At 59.0% G+C, this 23,029-nt stretch carries 21 protein-coding genes; 9 read left to right on the top strand and 12 right to left on the bottom strand.

The features are described from left to right. Positions 1-232 precede the first annotated feature (232 nt). Positions 233-1,429, bottom strand: coding sequence for a hypothetical protein (locus PGS10_RS09205; protein WP_015703847.1), 1,197 nt, complete (start codon positions 1,427-1,429; stop codon positions 233-235). A gap of 498 nt (positions 1,430-1,927) precedes the next feature. Here PGS10_RS09205 and PGS10_RS09200 point away from each other — a divergent pair, with 498 nt between their 5' ends. From PGS10_RS09200 to PGS10_RS09190, 3 genes are all read left to right on the top strand, one after another. After that, the gene (locus PGS10_RS09200) at positions 1,928-2,935 is read left to right on the top strand and encodes a zinc-binding alcohol dehydrogenase family protein (protein ID WP_213797554.1); all 1,008 of its coding nucleotides are present in this window, start codon (positions 1,928-1,930) and stop codon (positions 2,933-2,935) included. Continuing rightward, positions 2,936-3,238: a putative quinol monooxygenase gene (locus PGS10_RS09195; RefSeq protein WP_213797553.1), complete on the top strand. Its 303-nt coding sequence runs from the start codon at positions 2,936-2,938 to the stop codon at positions 3,236-3,238. 157 nt (positions 3,239-3,395) lie between these two features. Continuing rightward, positions 3,396-4,445 carry an NAD(P)-dependent alcohol dehydrogenase gene (locus PGS10_RS09190; protein ID WP_047047612.1) on the top strand — a complete coding sequence of 350 codons (1,050 nt, stop codon included), beginning with the start codon at positions 3,396-3,398 and terminating at the stop codon, positions 4,443-4,445. Here the strand turns inward: PGS10_RS09190 and PGS10_RS09185 are convergent. Together PGS10_RS09185 and PGS10_RS09180 are read right to left on the bottom strand one after the other, a co-directional pair. After that, a complete protein-coding gene (locus PGS10_RS09185; RefSeq protein WP_316422866.1) occupies positions 4,442-5,395 on the bottom strand; it encodes a GlxA family transcriptional regulator in 954 nt (317 codons plus the stop codon). The two genes, PGS10_RS09190 and PGS10_RS09185, sit on opposite strands and share 4 nt — an antisense overlap. A gap of 21 nt (positions 5,396-5,416) precedes the next feature. Next, the gene (locus PGS10_RS09180; RefSeq protein WP_316422763.1) at positions 5,417-6,196 is read right to left on the bottom strand and encodes an MBL fold metallo-hydrolase; all 780 of its coding nucleotides are present in this window, start codon (positions 6,194-6,196) and stop codon (positions 5,417-5,419) included. Positions 6,197-6,363: 167 nt separating this feature from the next. Between PGS10_RS09180 and PGS10_RS09175 the strand changes: the two genes are divergently transcribed. Next, complete coding sequence (locus PGS10_RS09175) at positions 6,364-6,906, top strand: NUDIX hydrolase (RefSeq protein ID WP_316422762.1); 543 nt, start codon at positions 6,364-6,366, stop codon at positions 6,904-6,906. Here the strand turns inward: PGS10_RS09175 and nlpA are convergent, their stop codons facing one another. From nlpA to eefA, 6 genes are all read right to left on the bottom strand, one after another. Further along, on the bottom strand, positions 6,907-7,716 hold the full coding sequence (nlpA, locus tag PGS10_RS09170; RefSeq protein WP_316422760.1) for a lipoprotein NlpA: 810 nt from the start codon (positions 7,714-7,716) through the stop codon (positions 6,907-6,909). A gap of 367 nt (positions 7,717-8,083) precedes the next feature. Beyond that, the gene (murP, locus tag PGS10_RS09165) at positions 8,084-9,517 is read right to left on the bottom strand and encodes a PTS N-acetylmuramic acid transporter subunit IIBC (RefSeq protein WP_042893667.1); all 1,434 of its coding nucleotides are present in this window, start codon (positions 9,515-9,517) and stop codon (positions 8,084-8,086) included. A gap of 24 nt (positions 9,518-9,541) precedes the next feature. Continuing rightward, positions 9,542-10,444, bottom strand: a complete 903-nt coding sequence (gene murQ, locus PGS10_RS09160) for an N-acetylmuramic acid 6-phosphate etherase (protein ID WP_047047600.1) — start codon at positions 10,442-10,444, stop codon at positions 9,542-9,544. Between the two features lie 216 nt (positions 10,445-10,660). After that, positions 10,661-12,025 carry a multidrug efflux RND transporter outer membrane subunit EefC gene (gene eefC, locus PGS10_RS09155; RefSeq protein ID WP_316422758.1) on the bottom strand — a complete coding sequence of 455 codons (1,365 nt, stop codon included), beginning with the start codon at positions 12,023-12,025 and terminating at the stop codon, positions 10,661-10,663. Between the two features lie 3 nt (positions 12,026-12,028). After that, positions 12,029-15,136 carry a multidrug efflux RND transporter permease subunit EefB gene (gene eefB, locus PGS10_RS09150; RefSeq protein WP_316422757.1) on the bottom strand — a complete coding sequence of 1,036 codons (3,108 nt, stop codon included), beginning with the start codon at positions 15,134-15,136 and terminating at the stop codon, positions 12,029-12,031. Continuing rightward, on the bottom strand, positions 15,136-16,260 hold the full coding sequence (eefA, locus tag PGS10_RS09145) for a multidrug efflux RND transporter periplasmic adaptor subunit EefA (protein WP_047047594.1): 1,125 nt from the start codon (positions 16,258-16,260) through the stop codon (positions 15,136-15,138). The genes eefB and eefA overlap by 1 nt, the downstream gene beginning before the upstream one ends. Before the next feature lie 288 nt (positions 16,261-16,548). On the opposite strand from eefA, the gene PGS10_RS09140 reads away from it, so the two are divergent. Continuing rightward, positions 16,549-16,965, top strand: a complete 417-nt coding sequence (locus PGS10_RS09140) for a GNAT family N-acetyltransferase (protein WP_063416186.1) — start codon at positions 16,549-16,551, stop codon at positions 16,963-16,965. 148 nt (positions 16,966-17,113) lie between these two features. Here PGS10_RS09140 and PGS10_RS09135 read toward each other — a convergent pair whose 3' ends face one another. Next, the gene (locus PGS10_RS09135; RefSeq protein ID WP_032709455.1) at positions 17,114-17,761 is read right to left on the bottom strand and encodes a TetR/AcrR family transcriptional regulator; all 648 of its coding nucleotides are present in this window, start codon (positions 17,759-17,761) and stop codon (positions 17,114-17,116) included. Positions 17,762-17,841: 80 nt separating this feature from the next. On the opposite strand from PGS10_RS09135, the gene PGS10_RS09130 reads away from it, so the two are divergent. After that, positions 17,842-19,335 carry an MDR family MFS transporter gene (locus PGS10_RS09130; RefSeq protein WP_316422755.1) on the top strand — a complete coding sequence of 498 codons (1,494 nt, stop codon included), beginning with the start codon at positions 17,842-17,844 and terminating at the stop codon, positions 19,333-19,335. Here PGS10_RS09130 and PGS10_RS09125 read toward each other — a convergent pair. Further along, positions 19,332-20,303 carry a LysR substrate-binding domain-containing protein gene (locus tag PGS10_RS09125; protein WP_162183996.1) on the bottom strand — a complete coding sequence of 324 codons (972 nt, stop codon included), beginning with the start codon at positions 20,301-20,303 and terminating at the stop codon, positions 19,332-19,334. The two genes, PGS10_RS09130 and PGS10_RS09125, sit on opposite strands and share 4 nt — an antisense overlap. Positions 20,304-20,342: 39 nt before the next feature. On the opposite strand from PGS10_RS09125, the gene PGS10_RS09120 reads away from it, so the two are divergent. Together PGS10_RS09120 and PGS10_RS09115 are read left to right on the top strand one after the other, a co-directional pair. Further along, complete coding sequence (locus PGS10_RS09120; protein ID WP_316422753.1) at positions 20,343-20,972, top strand: pyridoxamine 5'-phosphate oxidase family protein; 630 nt, start codon at positions 20,343-20,345, stop codon at positions 20,970-20,972. Beyond that, positions 20,972-21,442 (top strand): nuclear transport factor 2 family protein, encoded by a 471-nt coding sequence (locus PGS10_RS09115; RefSeq protein ID WP_316422752.1) that lies wholly within the window; start codon positions 20,972-20,974, stop codon positions 21,440-21,442. Before PGS10_RS09120 ends, PGS10_RS09115 begins: the two co-directional genes overlap by 1 nt. A gap of 19 nt (positions 21,443-21,461) precedes the next feature. Here the strand turns inward: PGS10_RS09115 and PGS10_RS09110 are convergent, their stop codons facing one another. After that, positions 21,462-21,998 carry a carboxymuconolactone decarboxylase family protein gene (locus PGS10_RS09110; RefSeq protein WP_316422751.1) on the bottom strand — a complete coding sequence of 179 codons (537 nt, stop codon included), beginning with the start codon at positions 21,996-21,998 and terminating at the stop codon, positions 21,462-21,464. Positions 21,999-22,113: 115 nt separating this feature from the next. Between PGS10_RS09110 and PGS10_RS09105 the strand changes: the two genes are divergently transcribed. Continuing rightward, positions 22,114-23,019, top strand: coding sequence for an AraC family transcriptional regulator (locus PGS10_RS09105; RefSeq protein ID WP_316422750.1), 906 nt, complete (start codon positions 22,114-22,116; stop codon positions 23,017-23,019). The last annotated feature ends 10 nt before the right edge of the window (positions 23,020-23,029 follow it).

Raw genomic sequence — 23,029 nt, 5'->3', positions numbered from 1 at the left:
CGTCTACACCGGCATATGATCTGTAGGCCCGCGCAAGCGTAGCGCCGCCGGGCAATAACCGCGGGTAAAGAGCCGCTTTTGCGCCGGATGGCGGCTGCGCCTTATCCGGCCTACGGTCTGATAGCGCGAGCAAGAAAAATCCCCGGGTGGCGGCTAGCGCCTTACCCGGGCTACCAGACGGCGCAGAACCGTAGCCCTGCTGAGCGCAGCGCGAGCAGGGAAAATTCCCGCCTCAGAAGTAATAGCCAATATTGACGTTAGTGCGAAAGTACCATTTGCCGCTGCCCTCGGACTGGGTGCTGGTCCAGCCGGTGGCGTTCAGCGCGCCGCCCCACGGATTAACGTTCTTCGCCCAGCTGAGATCGACCCAGAACATCACCGGCAGCGCAAAGACCTGTACGCCAAGGGTGTTCATCTGCGAATCGCTCCAGCCGCTTTTATCTTTCCACAGCACGCTGTAGTCGTTGTAAAAACGCAGCTTCGACACGCCGCCCCACTTCACGTCGACATCGCGGGCGACGTTCAGCGACGCGGTCGTCGCTTTCGCCGGGATCAGGTAGGCCGGCGTCAGGCCGTTGCCGCCCATCAGAATCGTATCGTCGCTGACGCCCGCTGGGTTCTTCGGATCGTATTGGTAGCGAATCAGCTGCGAGGTCAGCTGCCACGGCCCGTTATGCAACATGCCGTGCACGCCTGCCGCCCAGAAGGTGCCGTCGTCGTCGGTCTCGCGGTTGTGCAACCGCGCCAGCGCCAGTGAGCCGCCCAGCTCGTTATTCCAGCCGCCGCCGTGAAAATCACGCGCAATTCGCACGTTCACCTGGTCCCGCTTTTCATTATGCTGCTGATGCTGAGTCGGATAGATAGTGTTTTTCAGCCGATCGTAATCGCCAACGTCCGGCGCATAGCGCAAATTCTCCGGTTCCATCCACGGGAAATAGGCCACATCCAGCGACCAGTTATTATCGTGATATTGATAGTTCACGCCGCTACCGGCGCTCACGCCAAAGCCTAAATAAAACGGAATACCGTAGGACCAGCCAAATTGCGGATAAGGTTCAAGGCCAAATGGTTTGCCGGGGATCCCCAGCTGGATATTATTATTGTTGTCGAAGCGATACCCTACGTAAGCGCGGTCGATGGCGTATTTACGGTGATCCTGAAACCAGAACCCGGCATCAAAGAAATAATTATCATAGAAGCCGCTGCTGTCGATACGGAAGGTATCAAAACGCAGATGCGGCGGGTTGCGGTAATTACTGCCTTTCCAGTCCTCGTAGCGATAGTTCGCCCGCAGCGCGCCGCCGAAATCCAGCCCGGCGAGATTATCCGCGCTGCGCCAGCCGATATGCGGGAACGGCTTGCCGTCGTCCGCCAGCGCCAGCCCGCTGGTCGCGGCTGCCAGCAGCAGAGAAAGGAGTATTTTACGCATAGCACATCCCTCACTTTATTTTTATAAGCGATAAAAAACCGTCGATTAATATCGACTTATTATTTTGTCTCAGCGGTGAAACTCTTAATTAAATAGCATGATGATTTTATTTTTGTTCCAAATATGAAACTCTGTTTATTATTTGATAGCAGAAAAATCGCACGCAGGATGTCGGACGTCAAGGTATAAACCTTGAGCCATAACGCAATATTATTATTCTTCCGGAGTGATATTAATATTTGCGACATGGAGGAGGTAACTTTCTCAAATATGAAACACTATGTTTATGGTAATTTATATTGTTGAACCATCATGGTCCTGGTACCTGACCATCGTACTGTTTATCTGTAGTGGCAGGCGGGCGCAGGATGGGTGGTGTCGCCGATTTTCACTTTTTTTATATAACTGTTATCGCCGCCGGGCCGTTTTTCCCGACGCTAGACCGGTCTATCCTCGACGTATTCACACCATGAATCCTCTTTGTAGATCGGAGAACCTATGAAAGCCATTGCCATTACCCAGGCCGCCGCCGACGGCAACAACATCCCCTTTTTACGCGATATCGATCTGCCGGATCCGCAGGCGCAGGGGCACGATCTGCTGGTCGAGGTCAAAGCCATTTCGGTGAACCCGGTCGACACCAAAGTGCGCGCCGGATTTAATGCCGATACCCCGCGGGTGCTGGGCTGGGATGCGGTTGGCGTGGTGAAAGCCGTTGGCGATGCGGTGACGCTGTTCACGCCGGGCGATGAAGTGTGGTACGCCGGCGCGCTGGGCCGCCCCGGCAGCAACAGCGAACTGCAGCTGGTTGATGAACGTATCGTGGCGCTGAAGCCGCGCTCGCTGGAGAATGCCGCCGCCGCCGCGCTGCCTCTGACCGCTATCACCGCCTGGGAATTGCTGTTCCACCGCCTTGGCGTGCAGGAAGGCGGTAACGCCGGCGATACGCTGCTGATTGTCGGCGCGGCGGGCGGCGTTGGCTCTATCCTTACCCAGTTGGCCAGCAAACTCACCAACATGACGGTAATTGGCACCGCATCGCGCCCGGAAAGCCAGAAGTGGGTACGCGAGGCCGGGGCGCATCACGTCATCGACCACAGCAAACCGCTCGCTGAAGAACTGGCGAAAATCGGCATTCATGCCGTGACCCACGTCGCCAGCCTGACCAATACCGATCAGCACTTTAACGAACTGATCGCCGCGCTCGCCCCGCAGGGTAAGCTGGCGCTGATTGATGACCCGGAGAGCCTGGACGTGGTGCCGCTGAAAGCGAAAAGCATTTCGCTGCACTGGGAATTTATGTTCACCCGCTCAATGTTTGAGACGCATGACATGATCGCCCAACATCAGCTACTGACCCGCGTCGCCGCGTTGATTGACGATAACACGCTGCGCACTACCCTTGGCGAACACTACGGCACTATCAACGCCGCCAATCTGCAAAAAGCCCACGCTAAGCTGGAAACCGGGCGCTCGGTCGGCAAAATCGTGCTGGAGGGTTTCTAAATGCGCGACGACACCATTGCGCTTATCGCGGTTCTGAAGGCGAAAGCCGGCCAAACCGAGGCCCTGCGCGACGCGCTGCAGGCGCTGCTGCTGCCAACCCGCGAGGAGCCGGGCAATCTCGACTACGCGCTGTTTCAGCTGCGCGACGCGCCGGATACCTTCTACATGCGTGAGTCCTGGCGCGACCAACAGGCGCTGGATGAGCATATCGTTCAGCCCCACTTCCAGGCCTTTATCGGCCAGATGGAGAGCCTGCTCGCCGAGCCGCTGCGGCTGGATTATCTGACACCCATCGCGCCTTGATATCACGAGCGCCTCACCTCAGTGAGGCGCCTTTTTTTAACCCTTCGAGCTGCGCTTTTCTCATCCTGCCTTAGCCAGGCTACGCTTACCCTTGCCGCGCAAAAAACGCTCACCCCTTCCGCTTGATTTATCACGCTATTGCACAAGAGGTAATGCTATGCAGATCAACGCTATAGGTACGTACTCCGCCAGCCAGCCGCTCGAATCGATGTCTATCACCCGCCGCGAACCCGGCCCACAGGATGTGCAGATCGCCATTGCATACTGCGGCGTCTGCCATTCCGATCTCCATCAGGCGCGAGCGGAATGGGCCGGGACGTTGTATCCCTGCGTGCCGGGCCATGAAATCGTTGGCCGGGTGACGGCGGTCGGCGATGCCGTCTCAGGTTACGCCGTTGGCGATCTGGTGGGCGTCGGTTGTATGGTGGATAGCTGTAAGCAGTGCGAGGAGTGCGCTGAAGGGTTAGAGAACTACTGCGACCATATGGTGCTGACCTATAACGGGCCGACCCAGGACGCGCCAGGGCACACGCTTGGCGGTTATTCACAGCAGATCGTGGTCAATGAACGCTACGTATTGCGGATAAATCATCCCGAAGCGCAGCTCGCCGCCGTCGCGCCGCTGTTGTGCGCCGGGATCACTACCTATTCGCCGCTGCGCCACTGGCACGCCGGGCCGGGCAAAAAAGTCGGCGTCGTCGGCATCGGCGGGTTGGGGCATATGGGGATCAAGTTGGCCCACGCCATGGGGGCCCACGTGGTGGCCTTTACCACCTCCGAATCCAAGCGCGACGCGGCCAGAGCGTTGGGCGCGGATGAGGTCGTAGTGTCGCGTAACGAAGACGAAATGGCGGCCCACGCCAAAAGCTTCGATTTCATCCTCAACACCGTGGCGGCGCCGCACAATCTCGATGCCTTCACCACGCTGCTAAAACGCGATGGCACCATGACGCTGGTTGGCGCCCCGGCCACGCCGCATCCGTCGCCTGAAGTGTTCAATTTGATCTTCCGCCGCCGCTCGATTGCCGGCTCGATGATCGGCGGTATCCCGGAAACCCAGGAGATGCTCGACTTCTGCGCCGAACACGGCATCGTCGCCGATATCGAGCTGATTCGCGGCGATCAGATCAACGAAGCCTGGGAAAGAATGGTCAAGGGCGACGTGAAATATCGCTTCGTGATCGACAGTTCGACCCTCGCCGGCTAAACGCCGCGGCGGAAAGTCCGCCGCCACTCCGTCGGGCTGACGCCAAAACGCGCTTTAAACTGCTGGCGCCAGGTGACGGCGGAAAGATAGCCCACCGCTTCCGCCACCTGCTCGACCGGTAAATCCCCCGCTTCGAGCAGGCTCTGGCTACGGCGCAGGCGCTCGGCGGTCAACCAGTCGGCGATGCTCATCCCGGTCGCCCGGGCGAAGTGGCGGGTCAGCGTACGGCGGCTCATCGCCACCACCTCGGCCAGCGAATCAAGATTATGCGGTTCGGCAATGTGCTGCTGCAGATAATCCAGCAGACAGTTCATCCGCGCATCGCGGGTGTTGCGCGGCACTGGCTGGGCGATAAACTGCGCCTGGCCGCCCTCGCGGTGCGGCGGCACGATCATCCGCCGGGCGATCTGGTTGGCGGCGAGGCTGCCAAAACGCTGGCGAATGATATACAGGCAGCAATCGAGCGCCGCAGCGGTCCCCGCCGAGGTAATCACCTTCTGGTCATCGACGTACAGGGCGTTGATATCGAGCCGCACCTGCGGAAACAGGCGCTGGAAATCCTGCTCGAACTCCCAGTGGGTCGCCGCCCGCTTACCGTCGAGTAGCCCGGCGTAGCCAAGGACAAACGCGCCGAGGCACAGGCCGACGATTTCCGCGCCGTTATCGCGCGCCCGAACCAGACTAGCGATCAGCGCCTGCGGCGGGCGCTGGTTGACCTCGCCCCAGTAGGGCACCACCACGATATCGGCCTGTTCCATCGCGGTAAAATCGCCGCTGGCGTACAGCGCAAAGCCGTCGCGGGCGCTGAGTAATCCCGGCTGTTCGGCGCAAATCTGCAGATTAAAACGTTTGGTTTCCGAGACCGTATCGCCAAACAGCATACAGGGGACGGCATAATGAAACGGGCTAAAGCCCTCTACGGCGACAATCGCCACGTCGGTTAATGTCATCATCCCTTCCCCTTGAGCAGATTAATAAACAACGGTTTCCCCATCCTGCGGAATACTCACTACCCCGGCAATCTGATTATCCGCGACGTACTGGCGCATCTCTTCGCGGCTCACCAGACAATGGTTAACCGCCTCCAGGTGGATGGCCATGATTTTCGCTTCCGGCAGGGCGAAATGCGCCTTCAGCAGATCCTCTTTACCCATGATGATCGGGCCAAAGCCGATAACGTGAGCGTAACCGGCGTTAAGCACCACCACATCCGGGCGCAGCTTCAGCATGTCGGCTTCGATCTCATCACGCCAGATGGTATCGCCGACCAGCCACAGCGTCTTCTCCTGCGGATGACGGAACACCACGCCGCAGGCCTCGCCCAGACGTTCAGCCATCGCCGGTACCGCGTAGGTACGGTCGCTGCCATGTTGCCCGGAAGTGGTTTTCTGCAGACTAACGCCGGCAAATTCACTGTCTACCGACAGCAGGCGGATATCCTGAAATCCCTGGCTGCGCAGCAGCGCGGCGTCGGCCTCATGCTGGACGAAAACCGGCAGGGCTTTCGGGATCGCCGCGATCGCCGCCTCGTCCCAATGATCGTCATGGGTATGGGTGACGATAACCGCGTCAACGTCGATAATCTTTTCGCGGGAAAACGGCAGCGCCACCAGCGGATTACGTAGCTCGCTGCGCGCGGTTCCGGGAAAGCCCGGCCAGGCGCCTTTGTCAGCCAGCATAGGGTCGATCAGGAACTTTTTACCAGCGTATTCAATAATCTGTGTAGCATTGCGGATATGGGTGATGTTCATGTTAGCGTTCCTCTGTGGGGTAATCTGACGAACATCGTACTGAGTACCAGCCTGGCGCAATATGGGCGTTTGGGCAATGATCGATGGAATCGGGCCAACCTGCGACGGTTGCCAATCACAGCCGGCTATGTTGTTCTGAAGGTTAAACTTTCTACAGGAATGGCAGGATGAAGAAGAAACTAACCGCCGCCGATATGCACAACCCGCAGGTCATCGCCGAGACGCCGTGGTTCAGCATGCGCAAGGTAGGTATTGATGTCGCCCCCGGCGAGCGGCGCGACTTTTATTCCATTCACTACCCGCGCCCGGCGGTCGGAATTGTGGCGCTCCAGGATGACAAAGTGCTGCTGATTCGTCATTACCGCTATCTGATCGATAAGGTGGTGTGGGCCATTCCCTCTGGCGGTGTCGATGAAGGCGAAGAGCCCGCCGTCGCCGCGCAGCGCGAACTGCGCGAAGAGACCGGCTGGCAGGCGCAACGCGCCGAGGAAATCATCCGCTACAACCCGTCATACGGCAGCAGCGACCAGCTGTTTATCACCTGGCTCGCCACCGATTTAAGCTGGGTTGGCATGGACGCAGATCAGGATGAAGTGATGGAAACCGGCTGGTTTACCTTCGAGGAGATAAACCAGCTGATCGCCCGCGGCGAAATGCCGGACGGGCTGTCTCTGGTGCCGCTACTGCACCTGATGGCGCAGCGTAGATGATTACCAGCCCGGTACCGCGCCGCCGTTGAAGATGGTTTCTGCCGCCTTCGCCACTTCCGGCGACTGGTACGACTGCATAAACTCTTTCACGTTTTCGGCGTCTTTATTGTCTTCACGCGCCACAATGATGTTCACGTATGGCGAGTTTTTGTCTTCAATAAAGATGCCATCGCGCACCGGCGATAACCCGGTTTGCTGCAGGTAGGTGGTGCTGATAATGGCGACATCGACCTTCGGATCGTCCAGCACCCGCGGCAGCTGCGCGCCCTCCAGCTCCATAATTTTCAGGTTGCGCGGGTTGCTGGTGATATCCACCGCCGTCGGCAGCAGGCCGGTGCCCGCTTTGAGGGTAATCAGTTGCTCTTTTTGCAATAACAATAGCGCGCGGCCGAGGTTGGTCGGGTCGTTGGGAATGGCGATGGTCGCGCCATCTTTAATATCGGCAACGGATTTAATCTTGCGCGAATAGCCGGCCATGGGAAAGACGAAAGTATTGCCGATGGCCACCAGGTGGTAGCCGTGCGCTTTGTTGTCTTGTTCCAGATAGGGACGATGCTGGAAGACGTTGGCATCCAGCTCCCCGGCGTTGGTGGCATCGTTCGGCAGCAGCGAGCCGCTAAAGCCCACCAGCTCGACGTCGAGGCCATATTTTTCTTTCGCCACCTTCTTCGCCACTTCCGCCACATCCTGTTCCGCGCCGTTAATCACGCCGACTTTTATGTATTTGGCATTGTCATTCTTCTGGTCACAGCCCGCTAACAGCAGGCCAGCCAGCATCACTGCCGCCGCCGTGCGTAAACGCCATTTCATCGTTAGTACCCCGTCAGTCCATGGAAAATCATTATTATTTTTCGAGCAAAACTATAACGATTTTGTGCTCGATTTTTAAATACGAAAAGGTATCAATAAGATGAAAATCGTCTAAGCGCGGGATGAAGCGATGGCCAGCAGCTCCCCGGTAGCGCTTGCGCTTACCGGGGCTACCGGCCGAATGCCCAACCGTAGCCCGGATGAGGCGTTAGCCGACATCCGGGACTCTTCCCCGGTAGCGCTTACGCTTACCGGGGCTACCGGCCGAATGCCCAACCGTGGCCCGGATGAGGCGTTAGCCGACGTCCGGGACTCTTCCCCGGTAGCGCTTACGCTTACCGGGGCAACCGTAGCCGGGGAAATACGCTTAACTCAGGTCGACGTTTTTGCTGGCGAACAGCCAGGTGAGCACAAAACCGCATAGATACGAAACCGCCAGACCGCCGGCGTACACCGCCATCCCGGCATAAATTCCGCTTCCGGAGGTCATCAGCGGCAGCGCCACCAGCCCCGAGGGGCCGAACACTGTGTTCAGGCCGACCGGCAACCCCAGCCAGGCAATCAGGCCCACGAAGAAACCGCCGCAGGCGCCGCCGATACAGGCGGTAATAAACGGTTTCATACGCGGCAGGGTTACGCCGTAAATCAGCGGTTCGCCAATACCGAGGAAGCCCGGAATAATCGCCCCTTTGATTTGGGTTCGCAGCAGCGAATCGCGCTTCGCGCGCCAGAACAGCGCCAGCGCCGCACCCACCTGCCCGGCCCCGGCCATCGCCAGGATCGGGAACAGCGAGTTAAAGCCCTGCGCATCCACCAGCGCAAAATAGACCGGCACAAACCCCTGATGCACGCCGAACATCACCGCCAGCAGGAACAGCCCGGCCAGCACCGCCGAGCCAAACGGATTGCCGTTAAGATGCAGGAACAGCCACGACATACCGGTAAACAGCCAGCCGCCAATCGGCATAATCACCGTAAAGGTCACCGCGCCCATAATCAGCAGCGTCACCGCCGAGGTGAGGATCATATCGAGGTTAGCGGGCATTATCCGCCGCACCTGACGCTCCACCCACGCGCCAAGAATCGAGGCGATTAGCACGCCGATAATATTGCCGCGCGGGTCGATACCATGGCCGAAGAAGGTCGAAATTCCGGCGTAGAATCCGCTGGTCGCTTCCGGGTTGTAGCCCAGCACGAACAGCGAGGCGATAATCGCGCCGTTCACGCCCGAACCGCCGAAGGCTTTCTGAGCGTTATAGCCAATCAGGATACTCAGGAAGGTAAACATCCCTTTGCTGAATACCTTCATGTAGCCAATCAGCGCCACCAGGCTGGCGTTAGGGTGCGCGTTCTCCAGCACGAAGATTTGTTCCGCCAGCGTGGCAAAGCCCAGCAGCAGACCGACGGCGATGAATCCGGGGATCAACGGCGTAAAAATAGTGGCGAACTTCGCGAGAAACTTCTGTACCCCGCTGGTCTGCTTACTCTTCAGCGCCTGCTTTTTTTCCGCCGCCACATCCGCCAGCGAGGCGGCCGCCTGCGGCGCCGCATCCATCAGGCCGTTCATCATTTCCGCGGCGGTCTGCGCCTTGCCGGGGCCTAATACCACCTGGAACTGTTCATCGCTGACGATAACCCCCATCACGCCGTCAATCTGGCGAATGGCGGCGCTATCGGCCAGGCTTTCATCGCGCAGGGTCAAGCGCAGGCGCGTCATGCAGTTACCCGCCTGCGCCACGTTTGCGGCCCCGCCGACGTGGGCCAGGATCCGCGCTATCATCTCTTTCGTTATTTTTGCCATTGCCTGTTACCTGTCTGTCGGCGCTCAGGTGTTGCCTAGCGCCTTGCGGATATAACCGTTGTTTTTCGCCAGCAGCGACTGCGCTTCTGCGGCGCTTAAGTCAGCCAACACCATCACAATCGCCGTCTTACAGTGGCGGCCACAGGCATCCAGCGCATTCTGCGCGGTGGCGCGATCGCAGTCGGTCGCTTCCATCACGATAGACACCTGGCGCTCAATCAGCTTGGCGTTGGTCGCTTCCACATCAACCATCAGGTTGCTGTAGACCTTGCCGATGCGGATCATCGCCCCGGTGGAGATCATGTTCAGCACCAGTTTCTGTGCGGTGCCGGCTTTCAGGCGGGTCGATCCGGTAACCACTTCCGGGCCGACCACCGGGGTAATTGCGACATCCGCCAGCTGCGCCATTTCACCGTGTGGGTTACAGCTGACGATAGCGACAAACGCATTTTGGCTATGGGCGTATTCCATCGCGCCAATGACGTACGGCGTACGCCCGCTGGCCGCCAGCCCCACCAGCACATCACGGTTGCTGAAGTTTAGGTTTTGCAGATCCATCGCCCCTTGCGCTTTATTGTCTTCTACGTTTTCCACGGCGCTCAGAATCGCTTTATGTCCGCCGGCGATAATCCCCACCACCTGCTCCGGACGGGTGCCAAAGGTCGGCGGGCATTCGCTGGCGTCCAGGATACCCAAACGCCCCGACGTGCCGGCGCCGATGTAAATCAGCCTCCCGCCGGCCCGCAGCGCCGCCGCCACTTTATCCACGACTTCCGCTATCTGCGGCAAGTAAGGCGTTATCGCCTGCGCCACTTGCTGATCTTCCTGGTTTATCACCGTCAGCATGTCGACGGTGGAGAGGGTGTCAATGTTGGCGCTGTTGGCGTTGCGTCGCTCGGTCAGCAGTTTGCTCAGGTCGATACTCATAAAAACCTCGTTATTCTCAGTTGCGCGCAGTATAAGGAATTTTTTATTCCATTCATGTGAAGAGTATCACGATTAATACGCTTGGGATAATAGGAGAATTGTAGGTATAGCCAGAGATGTTGCGGTAATAAAGGTGGAATATTTTATTACCGCAACCTGGAGTTAACGCATGTACCAGCAGTGATTAAGGTGCTATAACGCGTCCGAAGAGGAACATTAACTGGCGCCGCCGCCCAGCGATTGCCAGAGCGTAATGCGGTTATTGAGGTCGGTCTGCTGCAGCGACAGCAGCGTCGCCTTCGCCGACCACAGCGTCCGCTGGGCGGTCAGCACCGACAGATAATCGCCGACCCCGGCCTGGTAACTCTTCATCGCGATATCCAGCGACTTCTGCTCGGCGGCAACATACTGCTGCTGGGCATCGAGCTGTTCACTCAGCGTTTCCCGGCGCGCCAGCGCATCGGCAACGTCCTTGAAGGCGCTCTGAATGGATTTCTCGTAGGTGGCAATCAGCCCCTTTTTCTCAGCCTGCGCATAGCGTAGCTGCGCCAGATTACTGCCGCCGGTGAACAGCGGCAGGCTGATGGACGGGGCGAACGACCACACCTGCATGCCATGGCTAAACAGCGACGATAGCGAATCGCTGCCGATCCCGGCGCTGGCGGTCAGCGAAATGGAGGGGAAAAAGTTCGCTCGCGCCGCGCCGATATCGGCATTAGCGCTCTTGAGATTATGTTCCGCCTCCTGAATATCCGGCCGGCGCAACAGTACCGATGATGATACCCCCGCCGGCACCAGCGCGATGCTGTTATCCCCCAGGCTCTCCAGCGTACCGGGCAGCAGGCTCTCCGGCACGGTTTCCCCCGCCAGCAGGTTAATGGCGTTTTTATCCTGCGCCACCAGCGTACGGTAGCTGGCGACGCTGGCTCGCGCCTGCTGATAGACGCTTTCCGCCGAACTTAAATCACCGGCGGAGGCGGTGCCCACCGCCATCTGGCGAGCGACGATTTTGCGCGAGTTCTCCGCGCTATCCATCGTCTGCTGCGCCAGCGCCAGATTGCTATTATCCGTCGCCAGCGTCACCCAGGCGGTGGTCAAATCGGCAATCATCGTCAGTCGGGTATTTTGCGCGGTGAATTCGCTGGCAAGCCAGCTTTCTCGCGCCGCACGAGACAGGCTCTGGTTCTTGCCGAACAAGTCCAGTTCGAAGCTCGAGACCGCGCCGTCAGCCTGCGAGGTAGAACTTAAGCCGCTGGCGATCGTTTTGCTGCGGGTATGGCTCAGCTCGGCATCGACGGTGGGAAACAACGATGCGCGCGTTTCGCCATACTGGGCGCGAGCGGCTTCAATATCGGCCAATGCTTTTTGCACATCGCGGTTGCTATTAAGCGCGATGCTGACCACTTTTTTTAACCGCACATCATTGACCACTTTTTGCCAGTCGCCGACCACCGCCGTTGATTCGCCGTGTGCGCCGGGAAGGGTCGCCGGCACCGGCGCGGCCGGGCGCTCGTAGTGCGGGTCAAGAGAGACACAGCCCGCGGTCAGGAGCGCGATAAACATTAAACTCAAACGAAACATAACTTACTCCTGAGAAGGACGTGGGCGGGTAAAGAGACGCTTCACCAACACAAAGAACAGCGGGACGAAGAACACCGCTAGCAGCGTCGCCGTCAGGGTGCCGCCGATAATCCCGGTACCAATCGCCACGCGGCTGTTGGCCCCGGCGCCGGTAGCAATGGCCAGCGGCAGTACCCCGGCGATAAATGCCAGCGAGGTCATGACAATCGGGCGCAGACGGGTCTGCGCGGCGCGGATCGCCGCCCGCGAGAGCGAATAGCCCTCATCCACCGCGGATTCAGCGAACTCAACGATAAGAATGGCGTTCTTCGACGACAGGCCAATGGTCGTCAACAGCGCCACCTGGAAATAGACGTCATTACTTAAGCCGCGCAGCGTGGCCGCCAGCGCCGCGCCAAGCAGGCCTAACGGGATGACCATGATCACCGAGAACGGCACTGACCAGCTTTCATACAGCGCCGCCAGGCACAGGAACACCACCAGAATCGAAATGGCGTACAGGCTCATCGCCTGGCCGCTGGCCAGTTTTTCCTGCAGCGAAATACCGCTCCATGCCCAGGTGGAGCCCGCCGGCAGGCTATCGGCCAGTTTTTCCATTTTGTCCATTGCCGCCCCTGAGCTGAAGCCCGCGGCGTTTTCCCCCTGGATCTCAAAGGCGGCCGAGCCGTTGTAGCGTACCAGGCTTTCCGGGCCGTATTCCCAATGGGTGGTGGCGAACGCGGTGAACGGCGTCATGCTGTTATCGCTGCCGCGGACAAACCATTTACCAAGATCGGACGGCACGGCGCGCGCGTCGCTCTCGCCCTGGATATAGACCTTTTTCACCCGGCCGCGATCGATAAAGTCGTTGACGTACGTGCCGCCCCAGGCGCTGGAGAGCGTATCGGTCACGTCACTGAGCGACAGCCCCAGCGAGACGGCTTTGTTGTTATCGATATCCACCTGCAGCTGTGGCATTTGTGGCAGATCGTTGGCGCGAACCGACTGCAGTTCGCCGCTCTGATTGGCTGCGGCCAGCAGTTGGCTGCGCAGCTTCATCAGGCTATCGCGATCGGTACCCCCGCTGGCCATCAGCTCGAAAGTGAAGCCATTACTTTGCCCAAGGCCGTCCACCGATGGCGGCGTCATAGCGAACAGGGTGGCGTCGCGGATCGCGCCCAGCTCTTTGTTGGCGCGCAGCGCAATGGCCTGCGCGGTATTTTCGTCGCCTTTGCGCTGCGACCAGTTTTTCAATGAGACGAAGGCCATACCGGCATTCTGACCGCTGCCGCTGAAACTGAAGCCGTCGACGGTGAAGATAACCTCGGTATTGGCTTTCTCTTTGGTGAGGAACCAGTTGGTCACCTGACGGCGCACCTCGACGGTACGCACCGCGGTCGCCCCGGCAGGCAAGGTGTACTGGACCATGATTTCGCCCTGATCCTCCACCGGCAGGAAGCTGCCCGGCAGTTTCCACATCGCCAACGCCATCGCCCCGCAAATCAAGGCGTAAGCGCCCATCATCACCGCGCCGCGGCGTAGGCCGCCGAGTACGCGACGCTGGTAGCCCTCTTCCGTACGCCCCCACAGGCGATTAAAGGCGCCGAAGAATCCTTTGTCATGAGGTTTGGAGTGGCTTAGCAGCGCGCCGCACAGCGCCGGAGTGAGGGTTAGCGCTACCACCACCGACAGCATCATCGCCGAGATAATCGTCACCGAGAACTGGCGATAGATTACCCCGGTCGAACCGCCGAAAAAGGCCATTGGCAGGAATACCGCCGACAGCACCAGGGCGATCGCCACCAGCGCGCCGGAGATTTCGCCCATCGATTTTTCGGTGGCTTCGCGAGCGGGCAGCCCTTCGTCGCGCATAATACGTTCGACGTTTTCCACCACCACAATGGCATCATCCACCAGCAGGCCGATCGCCAGCACCATGGCGAACAGCGTCAGGGTATTAATGGAGTAGCCGAACAGCGCCAGCACCCCAAAGGTGCCAAGTAACACGACCGGTACCGCTACCGCCGGAATGAGCGTCGCGCGGAAATTCTGCAGGAACAGATACATTACGCAGACCACGAGAATAATCGCTTCAAACAGGGTCTGAATGACGTCCTCGACCGAGATTTTGATGAACTCGGTGCTGTCTTTCGGGTAGGCGATATCGTAGCCCTGCGGCATTTGACGCTGGAATTCAGCGATTTTGCTTTTCACCAGCGTTGCGGTATCCAGCGCGTTGGCGCCGGGTGCCATCATCACCGCAATCCCGGCTGCGGGATGGCCGTTCAGATTAGCGGTAGCGGTGTAATCCTCGCTGCCCATCTCCACCCGCGCGACATCGCTCAGGCGCACCACCGAACCGTCGGATTGGCTCTTTACAATGATCGCTTTGAACTGGTCAGGAGTTTGCAGCCGCGACTGCGCGCGCACGGTGGCGGTCAATTGCTGGGCATTGGACGACGGTAGCGCGCCGATTTTACCCGCGGAAACCTGCACGTTCTGCGCCTCAATAGCCGACTGTACGTCGGAAGGCATCAACGAGTAAGAGGCGAGTTTGGTCGGGTCCATCCAGACGCGCATCGCGTATTCGGCGCCGAATACCTGCAGGCTGCCGACGCCCTCCACGCGCGCCAGCGGGTCCTGCATATTGCTGACCAGCCAATCGGAGATATCAGAACTGGTGGCGCGGTTGGTTTTGTCATACACCGCGAGGATTAACAGGAAACTGCTTTGTGATTTTTCTACCGTTACGCCAGATTGCTGTACTTCACTCGGCAGACGCGATTCCGCCTGCTGCACTTTATTTTGTACCTGTACCTGAGCAGTGTCCGGATCGGTTCCCTGCTCAAAGGTGACGGTAATACTCACCGTACCATCCGAACTGCTGGTGGAGGTGAAATAAAGTAAGTTATCCAGTCCGGTGAGCTGCTGCTCGATAACCTGGGTGACGCTGTTTTCCAGGGTTTCTGCGGAAGCTCCGGTATAGGTAGCGGATATTTTGACCGCCGGTGGGGCGACGTCCGGATATTGTCCCACCGGCAGCGTGCGGATCGCCAGCGCCCCGGCAAGCATGATAAGGATAGCGATCACCCAGGCAAAGACCGGGCGACGCACGAAGAAACGGGAGAACATCAGGCATTGCCTCCGTTATTTTTGACGGCAACGGCCTTCACCGCTTGTCCGGGGGACACTTTACCGGTGCCTTCGACAATCAGCTTGTCGCCCGCTTTCAGACCGCTCAGCACCAGCCATTTATCGCCGTAGGTATCGCCGGTTTGCACGGTACGCTGTTCAACGTTGTTGTCGGCATCGACAACCAGCGCCGTGGCGTCGCCTTTGGCATCGCGGGTGATACCCTGCTGCGGCGCGAGGATCGCGTCGTTCATGATGCCTTCATCGATACGCGCGCGGACAAACATTCCCGGCAGCAGGACATGCTGCGGGTTGGGGAAGATGGCGCGCAGGGTCACCGAGCCAGTGGATTCATCGACGGCGACTTCGGTGAGCGCCAAACGCCCTTTTTCGGGATAAGTACTGCCATCCTCAAGGGTTAACGTCACGCTGAGGGTATCGCTGTTGCTGGCCAGGCTCTGCCTGCGTAAACGCAGGAGATCGACACTGGATCGCGTCAGATCGACATACATGGTGTCGAGGCCGCGGATCGTCGCCAGCGCGGTATCCTGGTCGGCAGAGACCAGCGCTCCCGGCGTGACCGAGGAGATGCCGATGCGCCCGGCAATCGGCGCGGTGACGGTGGTCCAGTTCAAGTTGATGCGCGCGCTCTCGAGCGCCGCTTTTTTCGACTCCACGCTGGCCTTGTCCTGGGCGCAGGCGGAGGCAGCGTCGTCGGCATCCTGGCGAGAGACGCCGTTATCTCTGACCAACGACGCGTAGCGCTGGGCTTTCTGGCAATCAGAGACCACCAGCGCCTGCGCCTGCTTCAACGCGGCCGCCGCTTCGTTCCAGGTGGCGCGATAACTGGAGGGATCGATCTGGTAAAGGGCCTGCCCGGCCTTCACCATATCGCCTTCGGTAAACAGGCGCTTCTGAATGATGCCACCGACCTGCGGGCGCACTTCGGCGCTGAGCGAGGCGGTAGTGCGGCCAGTCAGTTGGCTGACCACCGGCACCGGATGGGCTTGCAGCGTAACAATTCCCACCTCCGGCGTGGGTTGTTGCGGCGCAGTTGTCTGCGCATTATCGCATCCGCTCAGGAGAAATAATGCTGTCGCGATGGGGGCTATGATGTGTTTCATTTTATTTTCTCAAGATGTAAGACGTCCCCCCGTGAATTAAATCGCGAGGAAAAGAGGGGCGCTGCGGCATTTTCGTCTTAATGGAAATATCGCAATGAAGCTTAGATGTTCCTTAACACTATTATTATTGTGGGGATTCTCAGCCCGCCCTTTCGAAAGTCATAGAAAGGTTATTTCGCTTACTTTGAAGGACAAAATTAAGACAAAAAATAATGGAGAAAATAAGAATATTTTGTGAAAGTCAGTAGAGGAAAATATAACGATAGCCTGTGCAACTGGAGAAACTTAATGGCTCTAATAATTACAAAAAGCATTAATCCCGACGATCAACAAGAATTGTTTGCCGGCCTCCGGCAGTATAATCAGCAGTATCTCGACGCAGCTCAGTTTGGCGATCTGGGCATTTACTCCCGCGATGAGCAAGCGGTGATGCGCGGCGGGCTTATCGCCAAACGCAAAGGCAACTGGCTGTGTATCGAATACTTATGGGTGAGCGAAGCGACGCGCGGCAACGGTCTGGGCCGCGAGCTTATGCAGGAAGCGGAACAGCAGGCGCAGGCGTTGGGCTGCAGTCATTTGCTGGTCGATACCTTTAGCTTCCAGGCGCTGCCGTTTTATCAGAAATTAGGCTATCAGTTGCAGATGTCGCTGCCCGATTTCCCGCACGCGGGTATGCAACGCCATTATTTATCGAAGACACTGTAACGATAACCCCGGATTGCGCTGCGCTTATCCGGGCTACCCGACTGTGCGATTTGGTAGCCCGGACAAGGCGCAACGCGCCGCCTCCGGGAAAATCCCTGCGCCAGGAGAGTCATAACGCAGAAGCAGTGTCGGCATCTGAATTAACAACTTAACCGCCGACCCCGTGGCCCATTAACGCCAGCGCGTGGCTCACAATGGTCTGCCGGGTTACCGCCTGTAAACGCGGATCGCTATGGATGCGCGAGAACGGCACCAGCACCAGGCTAATCACCGTGGTAAACAGCAGCTCCGGCGCCAGCGCCGGGTTAATTTTCCCCTCCTGCTGCCAGCGACGAACCGTCTCCAGCATCACCTGAAAACGCTCCTCGCCGAAGCGCGCATCCATGTGCTGGCGCAGCATCGGCATCTCGCCGATGATCTCCTGCATCCACAGCGGCGCAAACCAGGCATTTTGCTCCGCCATGTCCGCCAGCGTCTCAACCATCATCGTCAACGCCGTCACCGGATCCTGCGGATGGTCGACAAATATGCGGCTGATATCGTTGCGCAGCGGCATAAAGCGCTCTTCCAGCAAATTCTCAATCAGCGCTTCCCGCGACGTAAAATAGTAATTCAGCATCGCCGGCGTCACCCCGGCCTCTTTGGCAATGGCATTTAACGACACGCGGGCCGCGCCGTGACGAGCAAACAGCGCCAGGGCGATATCGATCAACTGCTCGCGGTTAGCGGTTCCCGGCTTTTTACCACGTGGCCGACCAGGGCGGCGCGGCGCTTCATTAGCTTTTTGTGCTGGCATATGTTGGCGATCTCTTGACCCGATTCATCATTTCCCTAAATATTAATTATGCATTTAATTAATTTCAAGCGAGTGATGCAATGACATCTGAAGTCGCAAGCCAACCGGCGCCGTCAATCCGCCTGCTGTTCAGCGCCCTGTTGCTGGTGATGCTGCTGTCGGCGCTGGACCAGACCATCGTCTCCACCGCCTTGCCTACTATCGTTGGCGAGCTCGGCGGGCTGGATAAACTCTCGTGGGTGGTCACCGCCTATATCCTCAGCTCGACCATCGTAGTGCCGCTGTACGGTAAATTCGGCGATCTGTTCGGGCGTAAAATCGTGCTGCAGGTGGCGATCGTGTTGTTTCTTGCCGGTTCCGCGCTCTGCGGGCTGGCGCAGAACATGACGCAATTGGTACTGATGCGCGCGCTACAGGGGCTCGGCGGCGGCGGCCTGATGGTGATCAGCATGGCGGCGGTCGCCGACGTTATCCCACCTGCCAACCGCGGACGCTATCAGGGGCTGTTCGGCGGCGTCTTCGGCCTGGCGACGGTTATCGGCCCGCTGATCGGCGGTTTCCTGGTACAGCACGCCTCGTGGCGCTGGATTTTCTATATCAACCTGCCGCTGGGTCTGTTCGCGTTGCTGGTTATCGGCGCGGTATTCCACAGCAGCAACAAACGTAGCCAGCATCAGATTGACTGGCTGGGGGCGATTTACCTCAGCATGGCGCTGTTGTGCATCATCCTGTTTACCTCGGAAGGCGGCAGCGTCCATGCGTGGAATGATCCGCAGCTGTGGTGCATTCTGGCCTTCGGCATCGTGGGGATCATCGGCTTTATCTATGAAGAACGGATCGCCGTCGAGCCGATTATTCCGCTGTCGCTATTCCGCAACCGCAGCTTCCTGCTGTGCAGCCTGATTGGCTTTGTTATCGGCATGTCGCTGTTCGGTTCGGTCACTTTCCTGCCGCTCTATCTGCAGGTGGTGAAAGAGGCGACGCCAACCGAGGCCGGGTTACAGTTAATCCCGCTGATGGGCGGCCTGCTGCTGACCTCGATCATCAGCGGCCGGGTGATTAGCCACACCGGGAAATACCGGATTTTCCCGATTATCGGTACCCTGCTCGGCGTGACCGGCATGGTGCTGCTGACCCGTATCACCATTCATTCGCCAATGTGGCAGTTATACCTGTTTACCGGCGTGCTCGGCGCGGGCCTGGGGGTGGTGATGCAGGTACTGGTGCTGGCGGTACAGAATGCGATGCCGGCGCAGATGTACGGCGTCGCCACCTCCGGTGTGATCCTGTTCCGCTCAATTGGCGGCTCCATCGGCGTGGCATTGTTCGGCGCGGTCTTTACCCATGTGCTGCAAAATAACCTGCAGAAACTGCTGCCGGAGGGCGCGGTGATGCCGCCAGCCATGAATCCGGTGGCGGTACAGCATCTGCCAGCAGCGATCCGTCTCGATTATCTCGACGCCTTCGGCGCGGCGATCCATGCGGCGTTCCTGATGGCGGCCTGCATTATGGCCGTCGCGTTTGTCCTTTCCTGGCTATTGAAGGAGGCGCCGCTGAAAAGCGCGGCGCATTAAGCGGCCCCGGCAATACGCAGCAAGGACTGGCGCAGCGCCGGCGCGGCAAAGTCGATAAATTTCCGCAGCTTAAGCGGCGCCAGCTCCCGCGCGGTATATAACAAATGAACCGGCGCGGGCTCCGGCTCGACGCTTTCCAGCAGCAGACGCAGTTCCCCGCAGCGCAGGCCATCCAGCGCCTGATAGTGCAGCAAGCGGGCCACCCCAACGCCCAGCCGGGCGGCATCGGCGGCGCTCTCCGGCGTGGTGACGGCCAACACCGGCGGCAGATTAATCAGCTGATCTTCCCGTTCAACGGCGCGAAAGCGCCAGCCGCGATAGGGCATCGGCGATTCAATACGGATGATCGGCAGCGCCGCCAGATCGCGCGGACGCTGCGGTTCGCCGTATTTCGCCAACAGCGCGGGATGGGCGCAGGCTACAATGCGCATCGCGCCCAGCCGGGTGGCCACCATGCTGCTATCAGCCAATTCACCAATCCGTACCGCCAGATCGATATGGTCGCCGACCAGATCGGCATTACTGTCGCTGAGTAACAAACGTACGCGAATTTGCGGATAACGGGCGATAAATTCACTAATGACTGGCAGAACGTGCTGGCGACCAAACATGGTCGGCGCGGAGATCACTAGCTCGCCCTTCGGCTCCTGGTATTCACCCGTTGCCCGGCGTTCGGCGTTTTCCACCTCTTCGAGGATCCGCCGCGCGGCGGCGACATAATCGACGCCGGCATCGGTGAGGGTGAGTTTACGGGTAGTGCGCGTCAATAAACGGACTCCCAGCGCGCTCTCCAGCTCGCCGATATTACGGCTCACGGTCGTCAACGGCGTATTCAGCGCCCGCGCCGCCGCCGACATACTGCCCAGTTCAGTGACTTTCACCAGCAGCGCCATAGCGCTTAATCGGTCCATTATTCTCCCGTTATCCGGAAAGATGATTACCAGATAAGCAGTATTATCATTTTTCACAGCACAGTCCATGATAGCCCCCTACCTTCAGGAGGCGTTATGGCAGCAACCTTTCTCGATATCGCGATCACCCCGGATGTCATGGATGTGCAACATGAAATGGGCAGCGACCAGCTGTGGCAAACGCCACACAGCCGCCGTCAGGCGGATCGCTTCGGCGCCAGCGAAGAGGGGATGATCGCCACCCGCGACAGTTTTTATCTGGCGACGGTGTCGCAAAGCGGCTGGCCCTACATTCAGCATCGCGGCGGCCCGCCGGGTTTTCTGCGCCTGCTGGATGACACCACGCTGGCCATGGCCGATTTCGGCGGTAATCGCCAGTACATCACCACCGGCAACCTGCGCGGCAGCGACCGGGCCTGCCTCTTTTTGATGGATTACCCGCGCCGTGCCAGGCTGAAAATCTACGCCACCGTCGAGGTGCTGGCGGCGGAAGAGCAGCCTGAGCTGCTGGCGTTAGTGACGCCGGCAAACTATCGCGCCCGCATCGAACGCCTGTTTCGTTTTCATCTGCAGGCTTTTGACTGGAACTGTCCGCAGCACATTACGCCGCGCTACAGCGCACAGCAGGTCGCGGAATACAACCAGAGCCTGCAAGAGCGTATTCATGAACTGGAGCAGGAGAATCAGCGCCTGCAGCAACAATTATCCCCAAAAGGAGAGTCCTGATGAGCGAACAACGTCCCCCGTTACCGCCGTTTACCCGCGACAGCGCCGCGCAGAAGGTGCGCGCCGCCGAAGATGGCTGGAACAGCCGCGATGCGCAAAAAGTCGCGCTGGCATACACCGTGGATAGCGAATGGCGCAACCGCAGCGAATTTGTCCACGGACGGGGGCAAATCGTGGAGTTTCTGCAGCGAAAATGGCGTAAAGAGCTGCAATACCGGCTGATTAAGGAGCTATGGGCATGGCAGGATAATCGCATCGCCGTACGCTTCGCCTATGAGTGGTGCGACGACAGCGGCAACTGGTTTCGTTCGTACGGCAATGAAAACTGGCAGTTTGATGAGCACGGGCTAATGTCCACGCGCTACGCCTGCATCAACGATTTGCCGATCGCGGCAAGCGAGCGCCTGTTCCACTGGCCTCAGGGTCGCCGCCCTGACGATCATCCGGGGCTAAGCGAACTGGGACTGTAAACAGGCGCGCGACGACGGGTTAATCGGCTTTCGGGAAGTCCACTACCGTGTCGTTAACCCGGTTCACCATGTTGGTGAACAGGATGGCGCTGACGGCGCTGACGATCTCAATCACCTGCTGGTCGCTAAAACCGGCGTGACGCAGCGCGGTGACGTCCGCTTCCGGCAGCGTACCGGTGGTGGTCACCAGGGTTTGGGCGAATTTCACCAGCGCGTCCAGGCGCGCATCTTCCGTATACTCGCCGCGGCGCAGGGCGTGGATTTGCTCGCCGCTGAAGCCCGCTTTTTTGGCCATCAGGGTATGGGCGGCCAGGCAGTAATCACAGCCGGTCGCTTCGCTGACCGATAAATTAATCGCTTCCAGCTCCTGCGCGGTGAGGCTGCTTTTATGCAGCATCGCGTTGTGCGCCAGCGCCTGTTGCAGCGCCGCCGGCGAGTGGCCGCCGATGGTCAGATAGGCATTCGGCACTTTACCCATCGCTTTTTTAATTCCGGCGAAAATATCGGCGGCTTTCCCGGTGGCATCTTGTTCACGGATATCGGCTAAACGGCTCATGGTGTTCTCCTGTTATTGGCGGGTAGTTGTGGCAATGGAGACATCTTAGTGGTCGGCGACGTGCTAGACTGGCGCTCTTCGTCTCATTTTTTTGTCTTATCGTCTCAGGAGTCGCATGGATAGTTTGAGCCATCTGTTGACGCTGCTGGCCCCGCGTTGCGAAGTGAATCTGCATTGCCGTTTCGGCGGCCGCTGGCAGGCCGGACACGATCAAATGCGAGCGGGCGTGGTGCCGTGGCACTTTGTGTTGCGCGGCGAAGGGCGGTTAACCGTCGGTCATCAAACCCGCCACATGCGCGCCGGCGACGTGATCCTGCTGCCGCACGGTTCGCCGCATCTGATGGAGAGCCTGGTGGAGTGGGGCCAGGTACTGCCCGTCGCCCATCGCTTTAACGGCACGCTAACGGAAGTGCGTACCGCCGTGGAAAGCGACGCGCTGGAGATGCTGTGCGGCGAGTTTTACTTCGGCCCGCACGTCGACTGGCTGTTCGCCGAAGAGTCGGAGCTTATCCATTTACACACCGACGAGCGCGAAGATTGCCCGGAGCTGGATATATTGCTTAACGTGCTGGTACGCGAAAGCCTGGCGGAACATCCCGGCGGTAGCGCTATCGTGCGCAGCCTTGGCGATACGCTGCTGGTACTGCTGTTACGTACCCTGCTCGGCGCGCAGGAGCCGCCGGGCGGCCTGCTGCGCCTGATGAGCGATGCGCGGCTGATGCCGGCCGTTCTCGCGGTGCTGGCCGCGCCGGAACAGCCGTGGACTATCGAGAGCATGGCGGCGCGGGCGTTTTTATCGCGCGCCACCTTCGCCCGTCATTTTGCCCGCGTCTATCATCTGACGCCGCAGGCGTGGCTGTCGCAACTGCGGATGGCGATGGCCGCTCGCCTGCTGCATCTCGATCGCCAGGCGCGGCTGGAAGTGATTGCCGAACGCTGCGGTTTTCAATCACAGGCTTCATTTGCGAAAACCTTTAAAAAACACTACGGCATGACGCCGGGCGAGTGGCGTCGGCATTGACATCCTCCCC

It is taken from the genome of Klebsiella sp. 141153 (assembly GCF_032601995.1).
Taxonomy (GTDB): Bacteria; Pseudomonadota; Gammaproteobacteria; order Enterobacterales; family Enterobacteriaceae; genus Klebsiella; species Klebsiella aerogenes.
Note: the sequence above shows the minus strand (reverse complement) of the source record. Positions and strands in the feature narration are given on the sequence as shown.